Here is a 22598-nt window from a genome sequence, read left to right as displayed (position 1 = left end):
AGCCGAGCCCATGCTCGGCTTTTTCTTGCCTGCGACTTCTCGGCGTTCATGGCAAGCCGAGCGTGGGCTCGGCTCTACAGTTCAATTTCCAGCAACGCTCCAACAAAAAAGGCCCGGCATTGCCGGGCCTTTCTCGTCCTGCCCGCCGCGAGGCTTACAGGTTCGCTTCGGTGGTCTGGATCACGAACTTCTTGCGCATCGCCTCGACGTAGGCCTTGGCCGCAGCCATGCCATCGATCTGGCTCAGCTGGTCCTTCAGCTGCTTCTGCTGCTCGGCGGTCACTTCCTTCACGTCGCCCGGGTTCACCTTGTTCACCGCGAACAGCAGCGCATGGCCGTTGACATCGACCTTGCCGTAGCTCGGCTTGCCATCGGCCGGCACCGGCGCACTGAAGATCGCGCGGTTGATTTCCGGGGTCGGCACCGGCTGGCTGCGCGGCAGGCCCGGCATCGGGCTCAGCTGCAGCTTCTCGCTGGCCGCCAGCGACTGCAGGGTGGCGCCCGCCTTCAGCTTGGCCAGCACGGCATCGGCCGCCTTGTCGCTGGCCTGGCGCTGACGGTCGGCACGGATCGCGGCGATCACCTGCTCGCGGGCCTTGTCCAGCGGCATGGCCTGTTCCGGGGTGTGCGCGGCCACGCGGATGACCACACTGTGGTTGGTCGCGCCGCCCAGAGCGATCGGGTCGCTGGCGGTCCCGTCCTGCACCAGCACGTCGGAGAACGCGGCACGCAGCACGGCCGGGTCAGCGGCGATGCCACTGGCGGTGGCACGGGTGATCGGGCCCAGGGTCTGCAGCGGCAGGTTCACTTCCTTGGCCGCAGCAGCCAGATCGCTCGGGCTCTTGTTGATGGCGTCGACCAGACGGCCGGCCAGTTCGTTGAAGCCGCGCTCGCCGTCGGCCTTCAGCTGCTCGGCAGCCAGCGTGTCACGCACTTCCTCGAAGGACTTGCCCTGGCCACCACGGACCGCGGCAACCTTGATGATGTGATAGCCGAACTCGGTCTTGACCGGACCAATCACGTCACCGGCCTTGGCGGCGAACAGCGCATCTTCAAACGGCTTGACCATCGCGCCGCGTTCGACCCAACCCAGGTCACCACCCTGCCCCTTCGAACCCGGGTCTTCCGAGTTGGCCTTGGCCAGTGCAGCGAAGTCGGCGCCGGCGGCCTTGGCTTCGGCGGCAATCTTGTTCGCCTTGGCTTCGGCACCGTCGCCGGTGATCAGGATATGCGAGGCCTGGCGCTGCTCCGGCGTGGTGAACTTCGCCTTCTCGTCTTCATAGCGCTTGCGCAGGGTGGCTTCGTCGGCTGCGGTCGGTGCCGGCAGGTTCGCGCCATTGATCTCGACGTACTCCAGCGAGACGCTCTCGGCCTGGCGGAAGTCCTTGCCATGGCTGTCGTACCACTGCTTGATCTGCGCATCGGTCACCGGCGCGGTATCGGCCGGCACTTCCGGCAACGCGGCCAGTTCGACGTCGCGGGTCTCGCCCAGCAGCTTCAGCAGGCGCTCGGTCTCGGACTGGGTAACGAAGCCCGAGTTCTGCAGGCCCGACGGAATCACCGACTGCTGCAGGCTCTCACGCACCAGTTCCTGGAACTGGGTCGGGGTACGCGGCGGATTGCCACCGGCCAGCGCCAGGCGGTAGTTGTTCTCGTTGAACTTGCCGTTCGAATCGAGGAAGGCCGGGATGGTGGCGATGTACTCGCGCACCGCGCCATCGCCGATCACGACACCGGCCTGCTCGCCGACCAGGCGCACGACCTGCTCGTCGATCAGCTGGTCGAGCACGGCCAGCTTGTTCTGGGTGCTCTCGAACGCGCGCGGGTCGAAGTTCTCGCCCTGCTGCTGGCGCTCACGCATGCGCTCCTGCTCGAAGCGGGTGCGGAAATCCTGCGCGCTGATCTCATGGTGCTGCCACAGCATGCGCACCGGCCACCACGACGGTGCCGAACGCCACCAGGTCGGGGGCGCGGAAACCTTGGCCACGTTCTGTGCGCCAACGCCACCCAGGTAGCTGTTGTCGATCACGAACAGGAACGGAATCATCAGCAGCCCCAGGATCACGGTGACGATCCAGCCTGAGGTCTTGTCGCGGAGTTTCTGCAGCATGGTGAGGAATCACAAGGCCTGATTGGCGAGCCCGGCAGTGTAACCCGCTTCGTCGCAGGGACCAAAAGCAGCACCGGCGTGGCCTGCGCACCGCTTCGCGACGGCACAAAGAAAAAGCCCCCGGCTTGCGCCGAGGGCTTTTAAAGTTGGCGGAGCGGACGGGACTCGAACCCGCGACCTCCGGCGTGACAGGCCAGCATTCTAACCAGCTGAACTACCGCTCCGCGCTGAAACTTTGCAGGCGCCCAGTATATCCGAAGACTGCCTGGAAACCCAGCCCGATGAACACTTTTTTCAAAGTTTTTTCACAGGGACTTAAGAATTCTGCAATGGCGGAGCGGACGGGACTCGAACCCGCGACCTCCGGCGTGACAGGCCAGCATTCTAACCAGCTGAACTACCGCTCCGTTCTTGCAAAAACCTTTTCGCCTTCTTCCCGAACCTTCCGGGGAGAAGACAAGGCCCCCGGCTTCAGGCCGGGGGCCTCGATGTAGTGGCGGAGCGGACGGGACTCGAACCCGCGACCTCCGGCGTGACAGGCCAGCATTCTAACCAGCTGAACTACCGCTCCGCATTGTTGCTTTTCTTGCTTTCCAACCAGCCTGGACCGGGAAGAAAACAAAGCCTCCAGCTTTTGGCCGGAGGCCTCGTTGAATGGCGGAGCGGACGGGACTCGAACCCGCGACCTCCGGCGTGACAGGCCAGCATTCTAACCAGCTGAACTACCGCTCCACACTCAAACTTTTACCGCGGTGCTGTGGTGGGTGCTGAGGGTTTCGAACCCCCGACCCTCTCCGTGTAAAGGAGACGCTCTACCGCTGAGCTAAGCACCCCAGCGAGCCGCTTAGTTTACAGCATCCTTCAGGGCCTTACCAGCCTTGAACGACGGATTCTTCGAAGCAGCGATCTTGATGGTGTCGCCGGTCTTCGGGTTGCGGCCGGTGCGTGCAGCACGGTCGCGGACCTGGAAGGTACCGAAGCCAACCAGGGTGACCGCATCGCCGTCCTTCAGCGCCTTGGTGACGGCAGCAACGACGGCATCGACAGCGCGGCTGGACTCGGCCTTGGTCAGGTCGGCAGCTTCAGCAACGGCATCGATCAATTCGGTCTTGTTCATTCTCTACAACTCCTTTGGCGGTGGGTTCCGCTTATTCGACAGGGAAGCAACCGCATGCCTTCTGCATGCGGCCGCCATGTGGAAACGGTTCGCCGATTCAGTCATCGCTGACAGCGATCACTCATTCGCGAGTGCTGCTTTTATACCAGTGGCCCTACCCCCACGCAAGCTGGAAAGCCAGCAACGACGCGGGTTTCGGGCCATTGGACAGCGCGCGTCAATGCTTGACGCGCGCGCTTCCACTCGGTTTGGCCTTGCTGCGCACCGTGACACGCTGCGCACTCTTGCGCGCCTTCTTCGGTGCCAACGGACGCTCCAGCGCCAGGTCCAGGACTTCTTCGATGTACTTCACCGGCACGATCTTCAGATCGCGGGTGACGTTGGCTGGAATGTCGGCCAGGTCCTTGCGGTTCTCTTCCGGGATGATCACCGTGCGGATGCCACCACGCAGTGCCGCCAGCAGCTTTTCCTTCAGGCCACCGATCGCGGTGACGCGACCACGCAGGGTGATCTCGCCGGTCATCGCCACATCGGCACGCACCGGCACCTTGGTCAGCATCGACACCAGCGAGGTCACCATCGCCGCGCCGGCACTCGGGCCGTCCTTCGGCGTGGCACCATCGGGCACGTGCAGGTGCACGTCGTGCTTCTGCAGGAAGTCGCTGTCGATGCCGAAGCCGACCGCGCGCGAACGCACCACCGACAGTGCCGCCGACGCCGATTCCTTCATCACGTTGCCGAGCTGGCCGGTCAGGATCAGCTGGCCCTTGCCCGGCACCAGCGTCGATTCGATCTGCAGCAGATCGCCGCCGACCTCGGTCCAGGCCAGGCCGGTGACCAGGCCGATCTCGTTCTCTTCCTCGGCACGGCCGAAGTCGAAGCGACGCACGCCCAGGTACTTGTCCAGGTTCTTGCTGGACACGCTCACCAGCGCCTTCTTCTTCGCACCCTTCTTCGCCTTCGCCGCCGGCTGCGGGCCGGCCAGCGCGATCTCCTTCACCACCTTGCGGCAGATCTTGGCGATCTCGCGTTCCAGGTTGCGCACGCCCGATTCGCGCGTGTAGTAGCGCACGATGTCCTGGATGGCATCGCTGCCGATCTCCAGTTCTTCCGGCTGCAGGCCGTTGGCCTTGATCTGCTTCGGAACCAGGTAGCGGGTGGCGATGTTGAGCTTCTCATCCTCGGTGTAGCCGGGGATGCGGATCACTTCCATGCGGTCCAGCAGCGGGCCCGGAATGTTGAGCGAGTTCGAGGTGGCCACGAACATCACTTCGGACAGGTCCAGGTCCACTTCCAGGTAGTGGTCGTTGAACGCGTTGTTCTGCTCCGGATCGAGCACTTCCAGCAGCGCCGAAGACGGGTCGCCACGGAAGTCCATCGACATCTTGTCGATCTCGTCGAGCACGAACAGCGGGTTCTTGCTGCCGACCTTGTTGAGGTTCTGCACGATGCGGCCCGGCATCGAACCGACATAGGTACGACGGTGGCCACGGATCTCGGCCTCGTCGCGCACGCCGCCCAGCGACATGCGCACGAACTTGCGGTTGGTGGCCTTGGCGATGGACTGGCCCAGCGAGGTCTTGCCCACGCCCGGCGGCCCGACCAGGCACAGGATCGGGCCCTTCATCTGCTTCACGCGCGACTGCACCGCCAGGTATTCAAGGATGCGTTCCTTGACCTTCTCCAGGCCGTAGTGATCGGCGTCCAGGGTGTCCTGCGCAGCCTTCAGGTCCTTGCGCACCTTGCTGCGCTTCTTCCACGGCACGCCCAGCAACCACTCCAGGTAGTTGCGCACGACGGCCGCTTCGGCCGACATCGGCGACATCTGCTTGAGCTTGTTCAGTTCGTTGCGCGCCTTGGCTTCAACGGCCTTCGGCATGCCGGCTTCGGCGATCTTGCGGGCCAGTTCTTCCAGCTCGCCCGGTGCGTCGTCCAGGTCACCCAGTTCCTTCTGGATGGCCTTCATCTGTTCGTTGAGGTAGTACTCGCGCTGGCTCTTCTCCATCTGCGACTTCACGCGGCCGCGGATGCGCTTCTCCATCTGCTGCACATCGATCTCGCCGTCGACCAGGCCGACCAGCATCTCCAGGCGGTCGCCCACGGCCAGCGTTTCCAGCAGGCGCTGCTTGTCGGCCAGGCGCACGCTGATGTGCGCGGCGATGGTGTCGGCCAGGCGCGCCGGCTCATCGATGCCCGACAGCGTCTGCAGCAGTTCCGGCGGCAGCTTGCGGTTGGTCTTGACGTACTGCTCGAACAACGACATCAGCGAGCGTGCGATCGCCTCGACCTCGCGCGCTTCGCGCTCGTCGGTGGCGTCGATCTCCACGGCCTGGCCATGCAGCGAGCCGTTGCGCTCGTCGACGTGGGTGACCTGCACGCGCGACAGGCCTTCGACCAGCACCTTGATGGTGCCGTCGGGCAGCTTCAGCAGCTGCAGCACCTGCGCCAGCGTACCGACCTGGTAGAGGTCGGCCGCATGCGGGTCGTCGGTCTCGGCCGACTTCTGCGCCAGCAGCAGGATGCGCTTGTCCGATTCCATTGCCTGTTCGAGCGCGTGCATGGACTTGTCACGGCCGACGAACAGCGGGATGACCATGTGCGGGAACACCACTACGTCGCGCAGCGGCAGGACCGGCAGGTCGAGGGTTTCACTTGGGGAACGGGCCATGGGGGCTCCAGGGAAGGGGAAAACCGCCTCCGGGAGGGCATCTTCCGGAGACAAAAAAAGCCGATGGCCCCGTTATGGGGCCATCGGCTTTCAGATGCAAGGCATTCCTTGAAAATCCTTTCCAATCAACAACCTGGAAGGATCACTCGGCGCCTGCGGCCTTCTGTTCAGGGGCCGCCGGTGTCTGGTAGATCAGGTACGGCTCGGACTTGTGCTCGATCACCGACTCGTCCACCACCACCTTGCTGACGTTTTCCTGCGACGGCAGGTCGTACATGGTGTCCAGCAGGACCGATTCGACGATGGTGCGCAGGCCACGGGCACCGGTCTTGCGCTTGAGCGCCTTGCGGGCAATGGCCGACAACGCGTCCGGGCGGAACTCCAGCTCGACGTTCTCCATCTCGAACAGCTTCTTGAACTGCTTGGTGATGGCGTTCTTCGGCTCGGTCAGGATCTTGATCAGGGCCGGCTCGTCCAGCTCCTCCAGGGTCGCCACCACCGGCAGGCGGCCAACGAACTCGGGGATCAGGCCGAACTTGATCAGGTCTTCCGGCTCGACTTCGGCCAGCACCTTGCCCACTTCCTGCTTGCGCTCGCTGCTCTTCACCTTGGCGCCGAAGCCGATGCTGCCGACGTCGGTGGAACGGGCCTGGATCACCTTGTCCAGCCCGGCGAACGCGCCGCCGCAGATGAACAGGATGTTCTTGGTGTCCACCTGCAGGAATTCCTGCTGCGGATGCTTGCGGCCGCCCTGCGGCGGAACGCTGGCCACGGTGCCTTCGATCAGCTTCAGCAGGGCCTGCTGCACGCCTTCGCCGGACACATCGCGGGTGATCGACGGGTTCTCGCTCTTGCGCGAGATCTTGTCGATTTCATCGATGTAGACGATGCCCTGCTGCGCCTTCTCGACGTCGTAGTCGCACTTCTGCAGCAGCTTCTGGATGATGTTCTCCACGTCCTCGCCCACGTAACCGGCTTCGGTCAGCGTGGTGGCGTCGGCCATGGTGAACGGCACGTTGAGCAGGCGGGCCAGGGTCTCGGCCAGCAGGGTCTTGCCCGAACCGGTCGGGCCGACCAGCAGGATGTTCGACTTCGCCAGTTCGACGTCGTCGTTCTTCTGCCGGCTCTCGATGCGCTTGTAGTGGTTGTACACGGCCACGGCCAGGGTGCGCTTGGCGCGGTTCTGGCCGATCACGTACTGGTCGAGCACCTCGAGGATCTCGCGCGGCTTCGGCAGCGAACTGCGCGCCGACTGCGCCTTTTCCTCAAGCTCCTCGCGGATGATGTCGTTGCACAGCTCCACGCACTCATCGCAGATGAACACGCTCGGACCCGCAATCAGCTTGCGCACTTCATGCTGGCTCTTGCCGCAGAAAGAGCAGTAGAGGATCTTGCCGGTGTCCGTGGAACGACCTTGGCGGTCTTCGCTCATGCTTCGCTTACCCAGTTACCCCACCCGCTGAACGGGGGTTCGATTCGAGAATAGCACAGGGCCGAGGGGACACCAGTCCCGCCCGACCCTGCAGGAACGGGGCCTCCATGGCCCCGTGAAGGCCGGTCAGCCGGCCTGGATCGACTCATCCGGACGACGCTCCAGGACTTGGTCGACCAGACCGTAGGCCTGCGCCTCGAAGGCGCTCTTGAAGTTGTCGCGCTCGGTGTCACGGGCGATCGTCTCCAGCGACTGGCCGGTGTGCTTGGCCAGCACCTCGTTCAGGCGCGAACGCAGGGTCAGGATCTCACGCGCGTGGATGTCGATGTCGGTGGCCTGGCCCTGGTAGCCACCCAGCGGCTGGTGGATCATCACGCGCGAGTTCGGCAGCGCATAGCGCTTGCCGGCTTCGCCCGCGGCCAGCAGCAGGGCGCCCATCGAGGCGGCCTGGCCGATGCAGGTGGTGCTCACATTCGGCTTGATGTACTGCATGGTGTCGTAGATCGCCATGCCGGCGGTGACCACGCCACCCGGCGAGTTGATGTAGATGTTGATGTCCTTTTCCGGGTTTTCCGATTCCAGGAACAGCAACTGCGCCACCACCACGTTGGCCATGTGATCGTCGATCGGGCCCACGAGGAAGATCAGGCGCTCCTTCAACAGGCGCGAATAGATGTCGTAGGCACGCTCGCCGCGGCTGGTCTGCTCGACCACCATCGGAACCAGGTTCAGGGCTTTGGTTCGGTTGTCCATTACGTGAGGTACCTATCTTGGGGGGCAACAACCCCGCGCCGGCAAAGGCGCGGGGCATCCGGTGATCCGCCCGGGCTTACTGGCGGATCGCGTCCTGGAACGACAGCTTCTCTTCGGTGTGCTGGGCACGCTCGGCGATCCAGTCGATCACCTGCTCTTCCATCACACGGTTCTGCAGGCCAGACATCAGCTGGGGGTCGTTGCGGTACATCTCAATGACCTGTTCCGGCTCTTCGTAGGTCGAAGCGATCAGACGCATCGTTTCGTTCAGGCGCTTGGCTTCCAGGCGCAGGTCGTTGATGCGGGCCACTTCACCGACCAGCAGGCCGACCAGCACGCGCTTGGCGGCGGCGTCCTTGAAGCCTTCGTGGGCATCGGCCGGGATCTCACCGACGTTCTGGCCGTTGCGGCGGATCTGCTCGACCTGCTGGGCCAGCATGGCGCGGGCTTCGTTCTCGACCAGGCGCGGCGGCATTTCCACCGAGGCGTAGGCGGCGATCAGCTGCTCGCCGACTTCGCGGCGCAGGCGGTTCATCAGGGCGCCCTTCAGCTCGCGCTCCAGGTTGGCGCGGATGTCGCTGCGGAACTGCTCCACATCGCCGCCCTTCACGCCGAAGCTCTTGATGAAGGCTTCGTCGACCGCCGGCACGACCGGCTCGGAGACTTCAGCAACCTTGACGGTGACCTGCACGGTCTTGCCGGCCAGCACCGGCACGCGCCAGTCAGCCGGGAACTCGACGTCCAGGGTCTTCTCTTCACCCTTGGCCAGGCCAACCAGGCCCTTTTCGATGGTTTCGAACATCATGCCCTGGCCGAGCACGATCGAACCCTTCTCGGTGCCTTCGGCCGGCAGGCGCTCTTCGCCGGCCTGCGACCAGGTTTCCACCGCGACCAGGTCACCGTCCTGCGCGCCACGGCTGACCGGGGCCCAGGTACGACGCTGGTTCTGCAGGTTCTCGATCATCTGGTCGATGTCGGCGTCGGTGATTTCGGCGCTGTGGCGCACGACGGTCAGCTTGCTGACGTCGATGTCGCCGAAGTCCGGCACCACTTCCACGGTGGCCACGAAGGAGAACTCACCCTCGTCGCCCTTGTCGATGCGCGGGCTGCCGACGATGCGCAGGTCGTGCTCGCGCACGGCCGCGTCGAAGGTTTCGCGCAGCAGGCCGTCCAGCGCCTCGCCACGGACCTGCGCGCCGAAGCGCTGCTCGATCACCTTGGCCGGCACCTTGCCCGGGCGGAAGCCCTTGATGCGGGTGGTACGGGCGATTTCGCCCAGGCGGCCGACGATGTGGCTCTGCAGACGCTCTTCCGGCAGCGAGAAGCTCAGGCGGCGTTCCAGGTTGCCGGTGGATTCGATCGAAGCTTGCATGTTGACTCCTGCCACCGGTGGCCCACGCCCCCGGCTCGATGATTGGGATGAAACGGTTGTAAGGACACGACGTCTGGGACGCGCCTGCTTGCCGCAGCCCTTTAGTTTCGCCCAATTCGGCCTGCACTGCCAGCGCGTGCCGGTCAAGGGGGCTTGAACCTGGCTCCCGGCAGACCCTCCGCCTGTGCCCGACGAGCCCGCCCCACGTTCAGGCACGCCCCATGGTGGGCCACACACATCAAAAAAAAGGGCGCCATTGGCGCCCTTTTTTCAGTACGGGACAGCGTCGCGGTCAGAGGACCTGGCAATCCTTGGACATCGGCGTCTTGCCGACATCACCACGACCGGTACAGACCAGATTCACGGTCTGACCCTTCTTCAGGGTGCCGATGACTTCCAGGTGAGCCTGGCTGAACGAGAACTGCGGCTCGATGAACAGGCCCGCGCGCAGGCTCACGTAGGGGTCGCCCATCAGATCGGTGTTGATCGAGTCCACCGTGCCGGAAACGCGGTAGCGCTTGCCCTTGAACTTCTGGTCGGCGGCAACGGTGTTCTCCTCGTAGGCCTTGGCCAGCTCGGCAACAGTCACCTGCGGCAGCGCGTCGAGCGCGGCACGCTCTTCCTCGAGCTTCTTCTGCTCGGCCTCGGCCTTGGCGCGCTCCTTCGATGCCGCAGCGTCGGCCTTGGCCTGCTCCCTGGCGGCAGCGGCTTCGGTACGCTGCTGCTCACGCGCAGCGGTCTCGGCTGCACGCTGCTCAGGCGTCTTGTTGGCGTCGACCAGCATGCCGAGTGCCATCAGGCCCACGAACAGGACCACGATCACGATGATCGCCCACTTCAGAAACTTCTTCATGAATCCCCCCTTCCTTGTTGTAAGCGCAGCAAATCCGGCCACGCGATGCGGTCAACAAGTATAACGACTATGTGAAGACCGCTGGCCAACACATGGGCAGATGCGGCATCTGCCAGTGGCATTGCAGGGGGAATGGCTGGCCGGCCATGGACGCACCTCGGCTGGTGCGAAAGGGGGGACTCGAACCCCCACGCCTTGCGGCACTGGAACCTAAATCCAGGGCGTCTACCAATTCCGCCACTTTCGCGTGGCCGGCACAGGCGTTCATTGTCGCAGGCGGGGGCCGGAAGCGGAAGGCCTGCACAAAGCTGAATCCGTCACTCCGGGCGACCCGCCGCCGCCCGGAGTGACCGTGGATCAGTGCTGCTGTGGATCAGTGCTGCTGAGGTTCAACGAGTGCCGTGTCGGCACCGTGCCCGGACACTGCGTCCACTTTGCGGATCTCAACGCCCCCGTCGCTGGTCCTGCGCAACTGCACCGCCGCGGGCCGGGTCACGCCTTCAGCTGGCGCCGTCGGCTGCATCTGCATCGCCTCACTGACTGGCGCGGCGGGAGCGTGCAGCGCGTCGGTGTCGCGCTGCACGGTCTGCGCCGGGTCGCCGGGCTGGCTGCAGGCAGCGAGCGCCGCCAGCGCGAACGGCAACAACAGCACCGGGCGCAGTCGATTGATATCACCCATCAGGATCGTCCTTCATGCATGCGCCATCGGCGCGGAAGAACCATTGGGTGCGATGCAGGACGCGATGCGATGAGAAACAGCGCACAGCATTGAAAACACTGATGACGCATGTGACCCCGGTTTCATCATCGCTTCAGTAGATCCACGCCATGCGTGGATGCGGCCTCCGCCTTCTCCACGCATGGCGTGGATCTACCGGCTTAGCGACTTGGCGCCCTCAGCCCGGCCACGGGCAAGAAAAAAGCCACTTGGCTGACCAAGTGGCTTTCGTCTGGTGGGCTGTCAAGGATTCGAACCTTGGACCTATTGATTAAGAGTCAACTGCTCTACCAACTGAGCTAACAGCCCGAAATCGGGGCGCGACCCGAAATCGGGGCGCGAATTATGACCCGATCCGCTCGGTGGGTGCAAGCACTTTTTTCAACATCGTTGAAACCAGCGCTGCGGTCCCGCTGCTGCTGCAGAACCCCGCCAGGCGGAGCGCTTCAGCGCGTGATCCATCGAAATGATGCGGTCACACTTATAAGAAAAAAGCCACCTGGCGTACCAGGTGGCTTCCGTCTTGGTGGGCCGTCAAGGATTCGAACCTTGGACCTATTGATTAAGAGTCAACTGCTCTACCAACTGAGCTAACGGCCCGTGAAACTCAGACGCACATTGTAGCGTGCATTCTGTTTATTGCAATACCGTTTCGGCAGCGCCGATGCGGGTGAATCAGTGGGGTGGCTGAGGGGATTCGAACCCCCGACCACCGGAATCACAATCCGGTACTCTAACCAACTGAGCTACAGCCACCACTGAAACTTTTGCTCCCCCGCCGATATCAGCCGGCGCTGGAACTTCAAACCTTTGCCTGGGGACTGTCACCGAAGTTCCGGTCCGCCGAAGCGAGTCCGATATTCTGGTGGAGTCTTTACGCTTTTGCAAGCACTTCTTCACATCCGCCGATGCGATCCCAGTGCCTCGCCAATGGCGCGCCCGACAGGAATCGAACCTGTAACCGCCGGCTTAGAAGGCCGGTGCTCTATCCAGTTGAGCTACGGGCGCCCGAACCGGAACGGCGTCCAATCCGACGTGATGTGGGATTGGTCGGGGTAGAGGGATTCGAACCCCCGACATCCTGCTCCCAAAGCAGGCGCGCTACCAGACTGCGCTATACCCCGGTCTTGCAATCCCCTCGGGCCAGGCCCGGGGAGCTGGTCATTGTGGCCAAGCGCATCATGAACTGTCAACGCGGGTGACTCGCACCCGACGCCTGGCAGGGCACCACGTGCAACCATCGGCTATGCTCCCGGTCGTCGGCCGGATGGCCGTCCAGCCCCTCATTCGCACGGAGAACACGCATGCGCAGCGGCAACCCGGCTCTTTCCGAGTCGACCTTCCTCGACCTCGCCAGCGGTTCGGTGGTGACCAGCCCCGACCAGGTGATGACCCTCAACGGCACCGCCAACAAGACCGGCATCCTGCTGCTGTTGACCGTGCTGACCGCGGCGTTTGCCTGGAGCCAGTCGGTCGACGCGTACGGCCAGATTTCCGGCAGCGCGAGCCTGTACGCCATCGGTGGCGCGATCGGCGGCCTGGTGCTGGCGCTGATCACCATCTTCAAGAAGGAATGGTCGCCGGTCACCGCGCCGATGTACGCGCTGGTCGAAGGCCTGTTCCTGGGCGCCGTGTCGGCCCTGTTCAACATGAAGTACCCCGGCATCGTGTTCCAGGCGGTGCTGCTGACCTTCGGCACCCTGGCCGCCCTGCTGTTTGCGTACCGCAGCGGCGTGATCAAGGCCACCGAGAACTTCAAGATGGGCGTGGTCGCCGCCACCGGCGGCATCGCCCTGCTCTACCTGGCCTCGTTCGTGCTCGGCTTCTTCAACATCAACGTGCCGGTGATCCACGATTCCAGCTGGCTGGGCATTGCTTTCAGCCTGTTCGTGGTGGTCGTGGCCGCGCTGAACCTGGTGCTGGACTTCGACTTCATCGAAACCGGCGTGGCCCAGCGCGCGCCGAAGTACATGGAGTGGTATGGCGCATTCGGCCTGATTGTGACCCTGGTCTGGCTGTACGTGGAGTTCCTGCGCCTGCTGTCGAAGATCCAGCAGCGCTGAGCCCAACCATGTCGCAAACGACAAGCCGCGATCCGCAAGGGTCGCGGCTTTTTTTTGCAGGTCGAGCAGGCTCGACGCTACGGAACAAGACCCCCATGACCGACACCTTCCACAGCTACCGCCCGGCAGAAGGCCACCGCCTGCCGCATGACCCGTTCAACGCCATCATCGGCCCGCGCCCGATCGGCTGGATTTCCAGCTGCGACGCGCAAGGTACGTTGAACCTGGCGCCGTACAGCTTCTTCAATGCGTTCAACTACACCCCGCCAATCATCGGCTTCTCCAGCCAGGGCCGCAAAGACTCGTTGCGCAACATCGAAACGACCGGTGAGTTCGCCTGGAACCTGGCAACCTTCGACCTGGCCGAAGCGATGAACGAAAGCTGTCGTGCGGTCGGGCCGGAGGTCGACGAGTTCGCCCTGGCCGGGCTGACGCCACTGGCCTCCACACAGATCGCGCCACCCCGCGTGGCACAGAGTCCGGTGAGCATGGAATGCCGCTGCACCCAGATCGTGCGCCTGCGCGATGCCGCCGGCCAGGACACCAACGGCTGGCTGGTGCTGGGCGAAGTGGTGGCAGTGCACATCGACACCCGTTTGCTGGTCAATGGCATCTACGACACCGCTGCAGCGGCGCCGATCCTGCGCGGCGGCGGCCCCGCCGACTACTTCCGCATCGGCGCCGAACAACGCTTCCGCATGTTCCGCCCGGCCTGAGCCTCAGGCTGCCGGCGCACGCGCCAGCAGCGCCGGCAGCGACGAGGCCAGCAACGCGATGCCGGATGCGGTCAGCAGGCTCAGTACGACCTGCCGGAAGCGCGTCTCGCTGATACCGATGTAGACCCGCGCGCCCAGCAGGGTCGGCACCAGCATGGCCGGCGCCACGATGGCGAAGTACGGCAGCATCTGCCGCGTCACCAGGCCACTTCCGACATAGGTGGCCATGGTCACCGCGAGCATGGCCAGGTTGAAGTTCTGGATGACCGCGCGCTGCTCGTCCTTGCCGAAGCCGCGCAGCGTGCTCCACAACGTCGGCACCGGCCCGGCGAAGCCACCGATGCCACTGAGCACGCCACCGGCCATACCGGCAATGGCGTCACCCACGCGCCCTCCGATCGTGATCTGCGGCAACGAGCGCGCCATCAGCATCACCGGGCACCACAGTGCCAGGAAGCCGCCCAGCAACGCCTTGAACCAGTCCATGTCCAGCTGCGGCAGCACCATCACGCCCAGCGGAATGCCGGCCAACCCACCCAGCACGAAGGGCAGCAGCAGGCGCAGGTTGAAGCCGCGGCGCACGGTGAACACCGCCACCAGCTGGCCGACCAGCGCGCCGAACACCGACAGTGTGGCCGCCAGTCGCGGCTCCAGCCCCCATGCCCAGAACGACATCGCCACCATCCCGAAGGCGAAACCCGACAGCCCCTGCACGAACCCGGCAACGATCGCGCCAAGTGCGACCAGCAGATACACCGACTCCATCACCACCTCGGTTGCAGTGGCACGACTACCCTGCCGCGCCCACCTGTGCAGCGTAGTGCGCCGCGAGGTGCTCGACCAGCGCGCGCACCTTGGGGGCAAGCGCACGTGCATGCGGATACAGCGCGAAGTAGCGTCGCTGCCCCGCATGCCAGGCCGGCAGCACACGGATCAAACGACCGGCGCGCAGGTCTTCCTGCACCGTCAGTGCGGTGAACAGGCTGATGCCCATTCCCGCCAGCGCGGCGGCATACAGCGCCGGCGTGGCATCCACGCGCAGGCGCTGGCCAGCCTCGATGTTCATGCTGGCACCACGCGGCCCCTGCAGCTGCCAGGGCAGCATCGACGGCGTGGGACTGAACCCCAGCAGCGTGTGCTGCGCAAGGTCGGCCGCCTGCCGCGGCAGTCCGTGCCGGGCCAGATAGGCTGGCGCGGCCACCAGGATGCGCGGGCAGCGGGCCAGTTCACGTGCGACCAGCTGGCTGTCCGGCAACGCACGCGCGATGCGCAGGGCCAGGTCGAAACCACCGCCCACGACATCGACCAGCTGATCATCGGCCGACAGATCCAGCGAGACCTGCGGGTAACGCTGCAGGAACGACGGCAACCACTGTGGCAACTCCTGGCTGGCGACCACCTGCGGCACGCTGATCCGCACTGAGCCACTGGGCTGGGCCTGTCCTGCGCGCGCGCGGTCATCCGCCTCCTGCAGACGATCGAGCAGCGCACCGGCCTCCCGGTAGTAATCGCGTCCGGCTTCAGTCAATGACAGCCGGCGGCTGTTTCGATCGAGCAGGCGCACCTGCAGGTGGTCTTCCAGTTGCCGAAGCTGCCGTGACATCGCCGAATGGGTCGTGCCCAGGCGTTCGGCCGCAGCGGTGAAGCTGCCTTCGTCGACGATGGCGCGCAGCGCACGCAGGGCAGCGAAATGATCCATCAGCGGGCAACTCCACCTGGCGGGGCCCACGGCGTGTGGGCCCCGCCAGCTTATCAAGCGCCGTCGCCGGCCTTGCGCACCGGCAGCGCCAGGATCGCATCGGTACGCATGACATCTCCGAAGGTGTCTTCGATCTGCGCCAGCGAGGCTTGGTGCAGCGCGCGATGATCCATGCGCTGGCCGCCGGCCAGATCCAGATCACGACTGGCTGTCGCATCGGACGACACGATCACCCGATAACCGCGCGGTGCGGCGGCAGCGTCGCGGGCGGCACCGGCCACGCAGGCATGGGTCTGCAGGCCGGTGACGATCAGGGTGTCGATGCCGGCGTCCTTCAGCACGGTATCGAGCACAGCGGCCGAGGCGCCGGCGAACACGCTTACGTTGTCCTTCTGCACCACGGTCTCACCCTTGCGCGGCAGCAGGTCGCGGTGGAAGGCGGCATTGATGCTGCCCTGCGCGAACAACGGCGCACCGGCCGGCAGCACGTGCTGCACATGGATGACGCGGATGCCGTTGGCATCGGCGAACTCGACCATCCGCTTGGCCTGGCGCAGCGCGCCCACGCCGTCAGGGACGACCATGCGGCCACCAGCAAAGCCGGGCGCGGCGCTGGCGTCGAAATACTCGTTCTGGAAGTCGATGACCAGCACCGCGGTCTTCGCGGCATCCAGCGAGGCCACCACCGGTGCGCCGGCCATGTGGCGGATGGTGGGGTGGGACGGCTCGGAAGCGGCGAGGGGGGCGGTGGCGGCCATGCCGATCAGGCTGGCCAGGCCGAAGGTGGTGAGGTTCATGGTGCGGGTTCCTGTGCGGCGGGTGTGGGGTACAGGATGCGGAGCGAAAGGCGCACGAACCAGCCGCGTGGCGGCACATGATCTGTGCGATTTACGCACAGACCACGCCCGGTAGAGCCACCCCATGGGTGGCTGCGAGCGAAAGCGCCCGGTCATCCACGCATGGCGTTGCTCAACCCGAACGTAAACGCAACGGGGCGCCCGAAGGCGCCCCGCTGTGGATCCAACCGAGGTCGACCGGCCGCTTACAGGCGGGTGGCGATGGCCTTGGCGAAGCTCATGGTGGTACCGGTGCCGCCGAGGTCGCCGGTCAGCGAATCCTTGGCTTCCATCGTGGCGACGATGGCCTTGCGCAGGCGCTCGGCGTTTTCCGGCTGGCCGATATGGTCCAGCATCTGCGCGGCAGCCAGCAGCAGCGCGCACGGATTGGCCTTGCCCTGGCCGGCGATGTCCGGCGCGGTGCCGTGCACGGCTTCGAAGATCGCCGCGTCCTTGCCGATGTTGGCACCCGGGGCCAGGCCCAGGCCGCCCACCAGGCCGGCGCACAGGTCGGAGATGATGTCGCCGAACAGGTTGGTGGTAACGATCACGTCGAACTGTTCCGGACGCATCACCAGCTGCATGCAGCAGTTGTCGACGATCATTTCCTGGAACTCGATGTCCGGGTACTGCGCGGCCACTTCACGGGCGACGTTCAGGAACAGGCCCGAGGTCGACTTGATGATGTTGGCCTTGTGCACGGCGGTGACCTTCTTGCGGCCGACGCTGCGGGCCAGCTCGAAGGCGTAGCGCACGATGCGCTCGGAACCCTTGCGGGTGATGCGGGTGCCGGAGAAGGCGGTTTCGCCGTCGGCCGACACTTCCTGGCCTTCGGCCAGGTACGCACCCTCGGTGTTCTCACGAACGGTGATCAGGTCGACGTTGTCGAAACGCGACTTCGTGTTCGGGAAGGTGTGGGCCGGACGCACGTTGGCGTACAGGTCGAAGTGACGGCGCAGGCTGACGTTGATCGAGGTGAAGCCACCACCGACCGGGGTGGTCAGCGGGCTCTTCAGCGCGACCTTGTTGCGCGCGATCGATTCCAGGGTCACCGCCGGCATCAGGTCGCCGTGCTTTTCCAGGGCCACCAGGCCGGCGTCGGCGTCTTCGTACTCCAGGCCAGCGTTCAGCTGGTCGAGCACGAACAGGGTGGCGTCCATGATTTCCGGGCCAATGCCGTCGCCGCGGATGACCGTAATTTTCTGCGTCATTGATCGATGTTCCGAACAGGGGGAAAAACGCCGTCCGGACGTGCCCGGAAACGCCGGCGCAAAGGAAGTTTCACCGGCAATTATGCCTGAGCCGGGGCCGAGGTCCCAAATAGACCATGGTCCCAGTCCCCGGCTCAGGCAGAATTGCCCGCGCATTCCACCTTATCCCCGCGCCTGTCGGCGCGCCCCCTTGAACAACAAGGGGGCTCCTGGGGCTGTTGGATCGCGGGACAGGCCCCCTCGCGGGCCCGGTAGTGCCGGCCGCTGGCCGGCAACCCCGGCCATGCCGGATTCAGGCGATGCCGGCCAGCGGCCGGCACTACCCCTCAGTGCTCGTGGGCTGCCGGGGCGGCGGCGCCACCTTCGAGCTGGTCGAGGAAGTCGACCGCGCGGCGCAGGTGCGGGATGACGATCGAGCCGCCGACCACCAGGCCAACCGAGAAGGTCTCGAAGAACTCCTCGCGGGTCACCCCGGCGTCCTTGCACTGGGCCACGTGGTAGCTGATGCAATCGTCGCAGCGAAGCACCATCGAGGCCACCAGGCCCAGCAGTTCCTTGGTCTTCACGTCCAGCGCGCCGGCCTGGTAGGTCTGCGTGTCCAGCGCGAAGAAGCGTCGCACCACCTGGTTCGGTTCGCCCAGGATCCGCTCGTTCATGCGCTTGCGGAACTCGGTGAACTCGGCGATGCGGTCCTTGCTGCCGTCGTCGCCCGCGCTCATGCCTGGCCCTGCCCGGCCAGCAGCGGCTCGAGCTTGCCTTCACGGTGCAGGGCCATCATGTCGTCGTACCCGCCGACATGGACATCACCCACGAAGATCTGCGGCACGCTGGTGCGGCGAGTGAGCGCCATCATCTTCTCGCGCTCGACCGGGTCCAGGTCGATGCGGACCTCGGTCCACTGCTGGCCCTTGCTCTTGAGGAAGTTCTTGGCGGCCACGCAGTACGGGCAGACGGCGGTGGAATAGATGGTGATGGCGGGGGCACCGCCGGCGGTCTGGGCTGTCACGGGAAACTCCACGATGGATCGACGGTCTACATATGGTACCGGTGCGCTGGAATTTCCACGCCACCGCCGCAACACTGTGGATTAACGAATGGTTGCCCCCTGCCCTGCCACGCTTGGCTTGGCGCGCCCTGCCCGAGGACCTTCCGCTTGCGAGCCCTGCTGCTGACTTCCGCCCTCACCCTGGCCCTGGCCATGCCACTGGCCCAGGCCCAGGCCCAGGAGAAGCTGCCCGACATCGGCTCTTCGGCCGGCGAGCTGCTGACCCCGGCACGCCAGGCCGAGTACGGCGCGATGATGCTGCGCGAGCTGCGCAACTACGGCTACCTGCTGGACGACCCGCTGGTGAACGACTGGCTGCAGACCATGGGCACCCGGCTTGGCTCCAACAGCGACCAGCCGCGCCAGCCCTACACTTTCTTCGTGATGAAGGACCGCCAGATCAACGCCTTCGCCACGCTGGGCGGCTACATCGGGGTCAATGCCGGCCTGGTGCTGACCGCCGAACGCGAGGATGAGGTGGCTGCGGTGCTGTCCCACGAAATCGCCCACGTCACCCAGCAGCACGTGCTGCGCGGGGTCGAGCGCGCCCAGCGCGACCAGATTCCGATCCTGCTCGGCATGCTGGCTGCGGTGGTGGCTGCCCAGGCCAGCAACAGCACCTCCTCGGGCAACGCGACCATGGCCGCGATCAGCTCGGGCATGGGCCTGATGCAGCAGCGGCAGATCAACTACACCCGCTCCAACGAATCGGAGGCCGACCGCCTCGGCATCCGCACCCTGTCGCGCAGCGGCTATGACGTGGACGCGATGGCCGGCTTCTTCGAGCGCATGTCGGCGGCGATGCGTGGCAACGAGGGCGGCTACAGCGTGCCCGAGTTCCTGCGCACCCACCCGGTCAACATCACCCGCATCAGCGAGGCCAAGGCCCGCGCCGAGCAGATGAAGAAGGATACGGTGCTGCTGACCACCAGCACCCCCAGCGGCGAGCGCAAGGAACGGGTGAATCCGGCCGACCCGGGCTTGGCCGAGCCGCTGCTGCGCGGAAACAACCCCTTGCTGCCCAGCAGCGTGCTGCGCATTCCGGTCGGCCAGCTGGCCCGTGGCGCCAGCGGCGACTTCGAGTGGGCACGCGAGCGCCTGCGGGTGCTGAGCGCCGATTCCACCGCCGAGCTGGAGCGCGAATACGCGGACATGGCCAAGCGGCAGAAGGACGGCCTCAACGACGCCCAGCGCTATGGCCAGGCGCTGGCGGTCATGCGCGGCGGCCGCAGCGGTGCCACGCAGGCCCGGCAGACGCTGGCCGGCCTGCTGCAGACCCGCCCGGACAACCTGTGGCTGGCACTGGGCCTGGGCGAAGCCGAATCGCGTGCCGGACTGGGCGCGCAGGCCAACACCCGTTTCGAGCAGCTGCTGCGCGAGCACCCCAACAGCCGGCCCGTGGCCCTGACCTACGCCGAGATCCTGAACGAACAGGGCACCCGCGAGGCCGGCCAGCGCGCGCAGGCCATGCTGCGGCCCCTGCTGTCGCAAAGTGGTAACGATCCGGTCTTCCAGCAGCGATACGCCCGTGCCAGCGAGCTGGCCGGTGACAGCGTGCGCGCCAGCGAGGCCTATGCCGAGGCCGCCTTCCTCAGCGGCCGCCCGGAGCAGTCGCTGATGCAGCTGCAGGCGCTCAAGCGCAACCCGGCGCTGGACTACGTGGGCCGGGCACGGGTGGATGCACGCATCGAGGCGATCACCCCCACCGTGCTGGAGCTGCGCCGCCAAGGCGTGCAGGACCCGGACCTTGACCGCCGCTGAGTGCTGCATGACCGGTCGATGGCAATCCCGACCGGTTCCGGCCAGGCAGTCACAAACATGTCATCAAACCGTAGTCTACTGGCACCACTCCAGTAACCGAGCCCTACGGTGTCCTCGTGCAGAAACGCATCCTGATCGTCGATGACGAGCCCGCGATCCGTGAAATGGTCGCCTTCGCCCTGCGCAAGGGCGACTACGAACCGGTCCACGCCGGCGATGCCCGCGAGGCCCAGACCGCGATCGCCGACCGCGTTCCCGACCTGATCCTGCTGGACTGGATGCTGCCCGGCACCAGCGGCCTGGATCTGGCCCGCCGCTGGCGCAAGGAGACGCTGACCCGCGAAGTGCCGATCATCATGCTGACCGCCCGCGGTGAAGAGAACGACCGCGTCGGTGGCCTGGAAGCCGGTGTCGACGACTACGTGGTCAAGCCGTTCTCGGCGCGCGAACTGCTGGCCCGCATCCGTGCGGTCATGCGCCGTGCCCGCGAGGACGACGAAGACGGCAGCGTGGCGGTGGGCCCGATCCGCATCGACGGCGCCGCCCATCGCGTGTTCGCCAACGATCAGCCGGTGCCGATCGGCCCGACCGAATACCGCCTGCTGCACTTCTTCATGACCCACCCCGAGCGCGTCTACACCCGCGCCCAGCTGCTGGACCATGTGTGGGGCGGCAGCGTGTACGTGGAGGAGCGCACCATCGACGTGCACATCCGCCGCCTGCGCAAGACGCTGGAACCGTTCAACGCCGAGAACATGGTGCAGACCGTGCGCGGCGCCGGCTACCGCTTCTCCACTGCCACCTGAGTCTCGTCGTGCCGGCACCGCGCACCTGCGGGTGCCGGTGCCGGCAACTCTGCTATAACCCTCGGTTCGCCCCAGTGAACCGCCGCACCTCAACGACGAGATCGCAATGCCCCGCCACATCCGCTCTGCCTGGTTGAAGACCCTGGCCACCGTTGCCGCGGTACTGCTGTTCTCCGGACTGGTGGGGTGGTTCACGGGTCACCTGTGGTTGTGCGTCGCGCTGGGCGCGCTGGCCACCCTGGCTTGGCATTACTGGCGGCTGCGCAGCGTGCTGCGCCGGCTGACCGCGCGCCAGCGCTGGGACACCGCCGAGGAAGGCACCGGCGTGTGGAACGAGCTGGACCGCCTGCTGTACCGCAACCAGGTGGAAATGCGCGTTCGCAAGCGCCGCCTGCTCGACATGCTGCGCAGCTACCGCGCCGCCGCCGCCGCGTTGCCCGATGCCGTGGTGGTGCTGGACCGCAACAGCCAGCGCGTGCAGTGGTTCAACGAAGCGGCCACCGCCCTGCTCGGCCTGCATCATCCGGGCGACCTCGGCGAGGCGCTGGTCGAACGCCTGCAGCCGATGCCGCTTGCCCACTGGCTGGCCGGCGGCCGCAATGCCGAACCGATCCTGGACGTGCCCTCGCCGGTCGATCCTGCGATCCGCCTGAACCTGCGCCTGATTCCCTATTCGTCGGACTACTGGCTGCTGATCGCCCGCGACGTCAGCAAGCTGCTGCGCCTGGAACAGGTGCGCCGCGACTTCGTCGCCAACGTTTCACACGAGCTGCGCACGCCACTCACCGTGGTCCACGGCTACCTGGACATGATGGACCCGGAAGATTTCCCGGGAACCGGACCGATGCTGGAAGAAATGCGCAAGCAGAGCCAGCGCATGGCCCAGCTGGTCGAAGACCTGCTGACCTTGTCGCGCCTCGAATCGCAGGAACACAGCGAGGAAGAGACCGTGGCCATGCAGCCGATGCTGGCGACACTGCGCCGCGAGGCCGAGGCACACAGCCAGGGCCGTCACCAGATCAGCATCGACGACCTCGCCGGTGTCGACCTGCAGGGCTCGACCAAGGAACTGCACAGCGCCTTCTCCAACCTGGTGACCAACGCGGTGCGCTATACCCCGGCCGGTGGCCGCATCGCGGTGGAGTTCCGCCGCGACGGCGACGGCGCGGTGCTGGCGGTGCGCGATTCCGGTTACGGCATCCCGGCCACCCACCTGCCGCGCCTGACCGAACGTTTCTACCGCGTCTCCAGCAGCCGTTCCCGCGAAAGCGGTGGTACCGGCCTGGGCCTGTCCATCGTCAAGCACATCCTCGGCCTGCACCACGCGCGGCTGGAGATTGAAAGCGAGGTCGGCAAGGGCTCGGTGTTTTCCTGCCATTTCGATGCCGACCACGTGCGCCCGCGCGAGTCCGCCCCCCTGACTTCCATCGAAGAATGA

The 22598-nt window shown here is 65.5% G+C and carries 19 protein-coding genes and 11 tRNA genes; 5 read left to right on the top strand and 25 right to left on the bottom strand.

The genetic code is table 11. The features are described from left to right. Positions 1-154: 154 nt before the first annotated feature. The 19 genes from ACZK29_RS04510 to ACZK29_RS04420 all read right to left on the bottom strand — a co-directional run bounded on the left by ACZK29_RS04510 (position 155) and on the right by ACZK29_RS04420 (position 12147). Positions 155-2110: a peptidyl-prolyl cis-trans isomerase gene (locus ACZK29_RS04510; RefSeq protein WP_106550098.1), complete on the bottom strand. Its 1956-nt coding sequence runs from the start codon at positions 2108-2110 to the stop codon at positions 155-157. Between the two features lie 147 nt (positions 2111-2257). After that, positions 2258-2334 (bottom strand) — tRNA-Asp (locus ACZK29_RS04505). 106 nt (positions 2335-2440) lie between these two features. Next, positions 2441-2517: transfer RNA gene (locus ACZK29_RS04500), tRNA-Asp, on the bottom strand. Positions 2518-2604: 87 nt separating this feature from the next. Continuing rightward, positions 2605-2681: transfer RNA gene (locus ACZK29_RS04495), tRNA-Asp, on the bottom strand. Positions 2682-2765: 84 nt separating this feature from the next. After that, a tRNA-Asp gene (locus tag ACZK29_RS04490) sits at positions 2766-2842 on the bottom strand. 26 nt (positions 2843-2868) lie between these two features. Further along, a tRNA-Val gene (locus ACZK29_RS04485) sits at positions 2869-2943 on the bottom strand. Positions 2944-2954: 11 nt separating this feature from the next. Next, positions 2955-3227: an HU family DNA-binding protein gene (locus ACZK29_RS04480; RefSeq protein WP_004146343.1), complete on the bottom strand. Its 273-nt coding sequence runs from the start codon at positions 3225-3227 to the stop codon at positions 2955-2957. A 217-nt stretch (positions 3228-3444) separates the two neighbouring features. Beyond that, positions 3445-5895 carry an endopeptidase La gene (lon, locus tag ACZK29_RS04475; RefSeq protein WP_099485204.1) on the bottom strand — a complete coding sequence of 817 codons (2451 nt, stop codon included), beginning with the start codon at positions 5893-5895 and terminating at the stop codon, positions 3445-3447. A gap of 142 nt (positions 5896-6037) precedes the next feature. After that, the gene (gene clpX / locus ACZK29_RS04470) at positions 6038-7327 is read right to left on the bottom strand and encodes an ATP-dependent Clp protease ATP-binding subunit ClpX (RefSeq protein ID WP_004154600.1); all 1290 of its coding nucleotides are present in this window, start codon (positions 7325-7327) and stop codon (positions 6038-6040) included. A 126-nt stretch (positions 7328-7453) separates the two neighbouring features. Then, a complete protein-coding gene (gene clpP, locus ACZK29_RS04465) occupies positions 7454-8080 on the bottom strand; it encodes an ATP-dependent Clp endopeptidase proteolytic subunit ClpP (protein ID WP_004146318.1) in 627 nt (208 codons plus the stop codon). 76 nt (positions 8081-8156) lie between these two features. Beyond that, entirely contained in the window at positions 8157-9452 is a 1296-nt protein-coding gene (gene tig / locus ACZK29_RS04460) for a trigger factor (RefSeq protein ID WP_106550097.1), read from the bottom strand. Positions 9453-9744: 292 nt separating this feature from the next. Beyond that, positions 9745-10305, bottom strand: coding sequence for an OB-fold protein (locus ACZK29_RS04455; protein ID WP_111204889.1), 561 nt, complete (start codon positions 10303-10305; stop codon positions 9745-9747). 162 nt (positions 10306-10467) lie between these two features. Then, positions 10468-10552, bottom strand: a tRNA-Leu gene (locus tag ACZK29_RS04450). Between the two features lie 126 nt (positions 10553-10678). Next, positions 10679-10984: a hypothetical protein gene (locus tag ACZK29_RS04445; RefSeq protein ID WP_111204891.1), complete on the bottom strand. Its 306-nt coding sequence runs from the start codon at positions 10982-10984 to the stop codon at positions 10679-10681. A 272-nt stretch (positions 10985-11256) separates the two neighbouring features. Further along, positions 11257-11332, bottom strand: a tRNA-Lys gene (locus ACZK29_RS04440). A 215-nt stretch (positions 11333-11547) separates the two neighbouring features. Then, positions 11548-11623 (bottom strand) — tRNA-Lys (locus ACZK29_RS04435). Between the two features lie 79 nt (positions 11624-11702). Then, a tRNA-His gene (locus ACZK29_RS04430) sits at positions 11703-11779 on the bottom strand. 175 nt (positions 11780-11954) lie between these two features. Then, positions 11955-12031, bottom strand: a tRNA-Arg gene (locus ACZK29_RS04425). 39 nt (positions 12032-12070) lie between these two features. Next, positions 12071-12147 (bottom strand) — tRNA-Pro (locus tag ACZK29_RS04420). 180 nt (positions 12148-12327) lie between these two features. Here ACZK29_RS04420 and ACZK29_RS04415 point away from each other — a divergent pair. Both ACZK29_RS04415 and ACZK29_RS04410 read left to right on the top strand, forming a co-directional pair. Beyond that, complete coding sequence (locus ACZK29_RS04415) at positions 12328-13086, top strand: Bax inhibitor-1/YccA family protein (RefSeq protein ID WP_478446715.1); 759 nt, start codon at positions 12328-12330, stop codon at positions 13084-13086. Positions 13087-13181: 95 nt separating this feature from the next. Next, entirely contained in the window at positions 13182-13802 is a 621-nt protein-coding gene (locus ACZK29_RS04410; protein ID WP_164147297.1) for a flavin reductase family protein, read from the top strand. Between the two features lie 3 nt (positions 13803-13805). Here the strand turns inward: ACZK29_RS04410 and ACZK29_RS04405 are convergent, their stop codons facing one another. From ACZK29_RS04405 to grxC, 6 genes are all read right to left on the bottom strand, one after another. Then, the gene (locus ACZK29_RS04405; RefSeq protein WP_111204897.1) at positions 13806-14567 is read right to left on the bottom strand and encodes a sulfite exporter TauE/SafE family protein; all 762 of its coding nucleotides are present in this window, start codon (positions 14565-14567) and stop codon (positions 13806-13808) included. Between the two features lie 25 nt (positions 14568-14592). Then, positions 14593-15501: a LysR family transcriptional regulator gene (locus tag ACZK29_RS04400; protein WP_164147298.1), complete on the bottom strand. Its 909-nt coding sequence runs from the start codon at positions 15499-15501 to the stop codon at positions 14593-14595. Positions 15502-15554: 53 nt separating this feature from the next. After that, the gene (locus tag ACZK29_RS04395; protein WP_164147299.1) at positions 15555-16298 is read right to left on the bottom strand and encodes a cysteine hydrolase family protein; all 744 of its coding nucleotides are present in this window, start codon (positions 16296-16298) and stop codon (positions 15555-15557) included. Between the two features lie 245 nt (positions 16299-16543). Continuing rightward, positions 16544-17548, bottom strand: a complete 1005-nt coding sequence (locus ACZK29_RS04390; protein WP_099551263.1) for an isocitrate dehydrogenase — start codon at positions 17546-17548, stop codon at positions 16544-16546. 326 nt (positions 17549-17874) lie between these two features. Next, the gene (locus ACZK29_RS04385; RefSeq protein WP_106550087.1) at positions 17875-18267 is read right to left on the bottom strand and encodes a carboxymuconolactone decarboxylase family protein; all 393 of its coding nucleotides are present in this window, start codon (positions 18265-18267) and stop codon (positions 17875-17877) included. Further along, positions 18264-18554: a glutaredoxin 3 gene (gene grxC, locus ACZK29_RS04380; RefSeq protein ID WP_049400919.1), complete on the bottom strand. Its 291-nt coding sequence runs from the start codon at positions 18552-18554 to the stop codon at positions 18264-18266. Before grxC ends, ACZK29_RS04385 begins: the two co-directional genes overlap by 4 nt. A gap of 147 nt (positions 18555-18701) precedes the next feature. Here grxC and ACZK29_RS04375 point away from each other — a divergent pair, with 147 nt between their 5' ends. The 3 genes from ACZK29_RS04375 (at position 18702) to phoR (ending at position 22598) form a co-directional block, all read left to right on the top strand. Beyond that, entirely contained in the window at positions 18702-20354 is a 1653-nt protein-coding gene (locus ACZK29_RS04375) for a M48 family metalloprotease (RefSeq protein ID WP_459048026.1), read from the top strand. Positions 20355-20470: 116 nt separating this feature from the next. Beyond that, the gene (gene phoB, locus ACZK29_RS04370) at positions 20471-21160 is read left to right on the top strand and encodes a phosphate regulon transcriptional regulator PhoB (RefSeq protein WP_005408258.1); all 690 of its coding nucleotides are present in this window, start codon (positions 20471-20473) and stop codon (positions 21158-21160) included. Between the two features lie 106 nt (positions 21161-21266). Further along, positions 21267-22598 (top strand): phosphate regulon sensor histidine kinase PhoR, encoded by a 1332-nt coding sequence (gene phoR, locus ACZK29_RS04365; protein WP_111202608.1) that lies wholly within the window; start codon positions 21267-21269, stop codon positions 22596-22598.

It is taken from the genome of Stenotrophomonas sp. 89682_Sma (assembly GCF_056481405.1).
The sequence above is the reverse complement of the archived record's forward strand: the minus strand, read 5'-3'. Positions and strand labels throughout refer to the sequence as shown.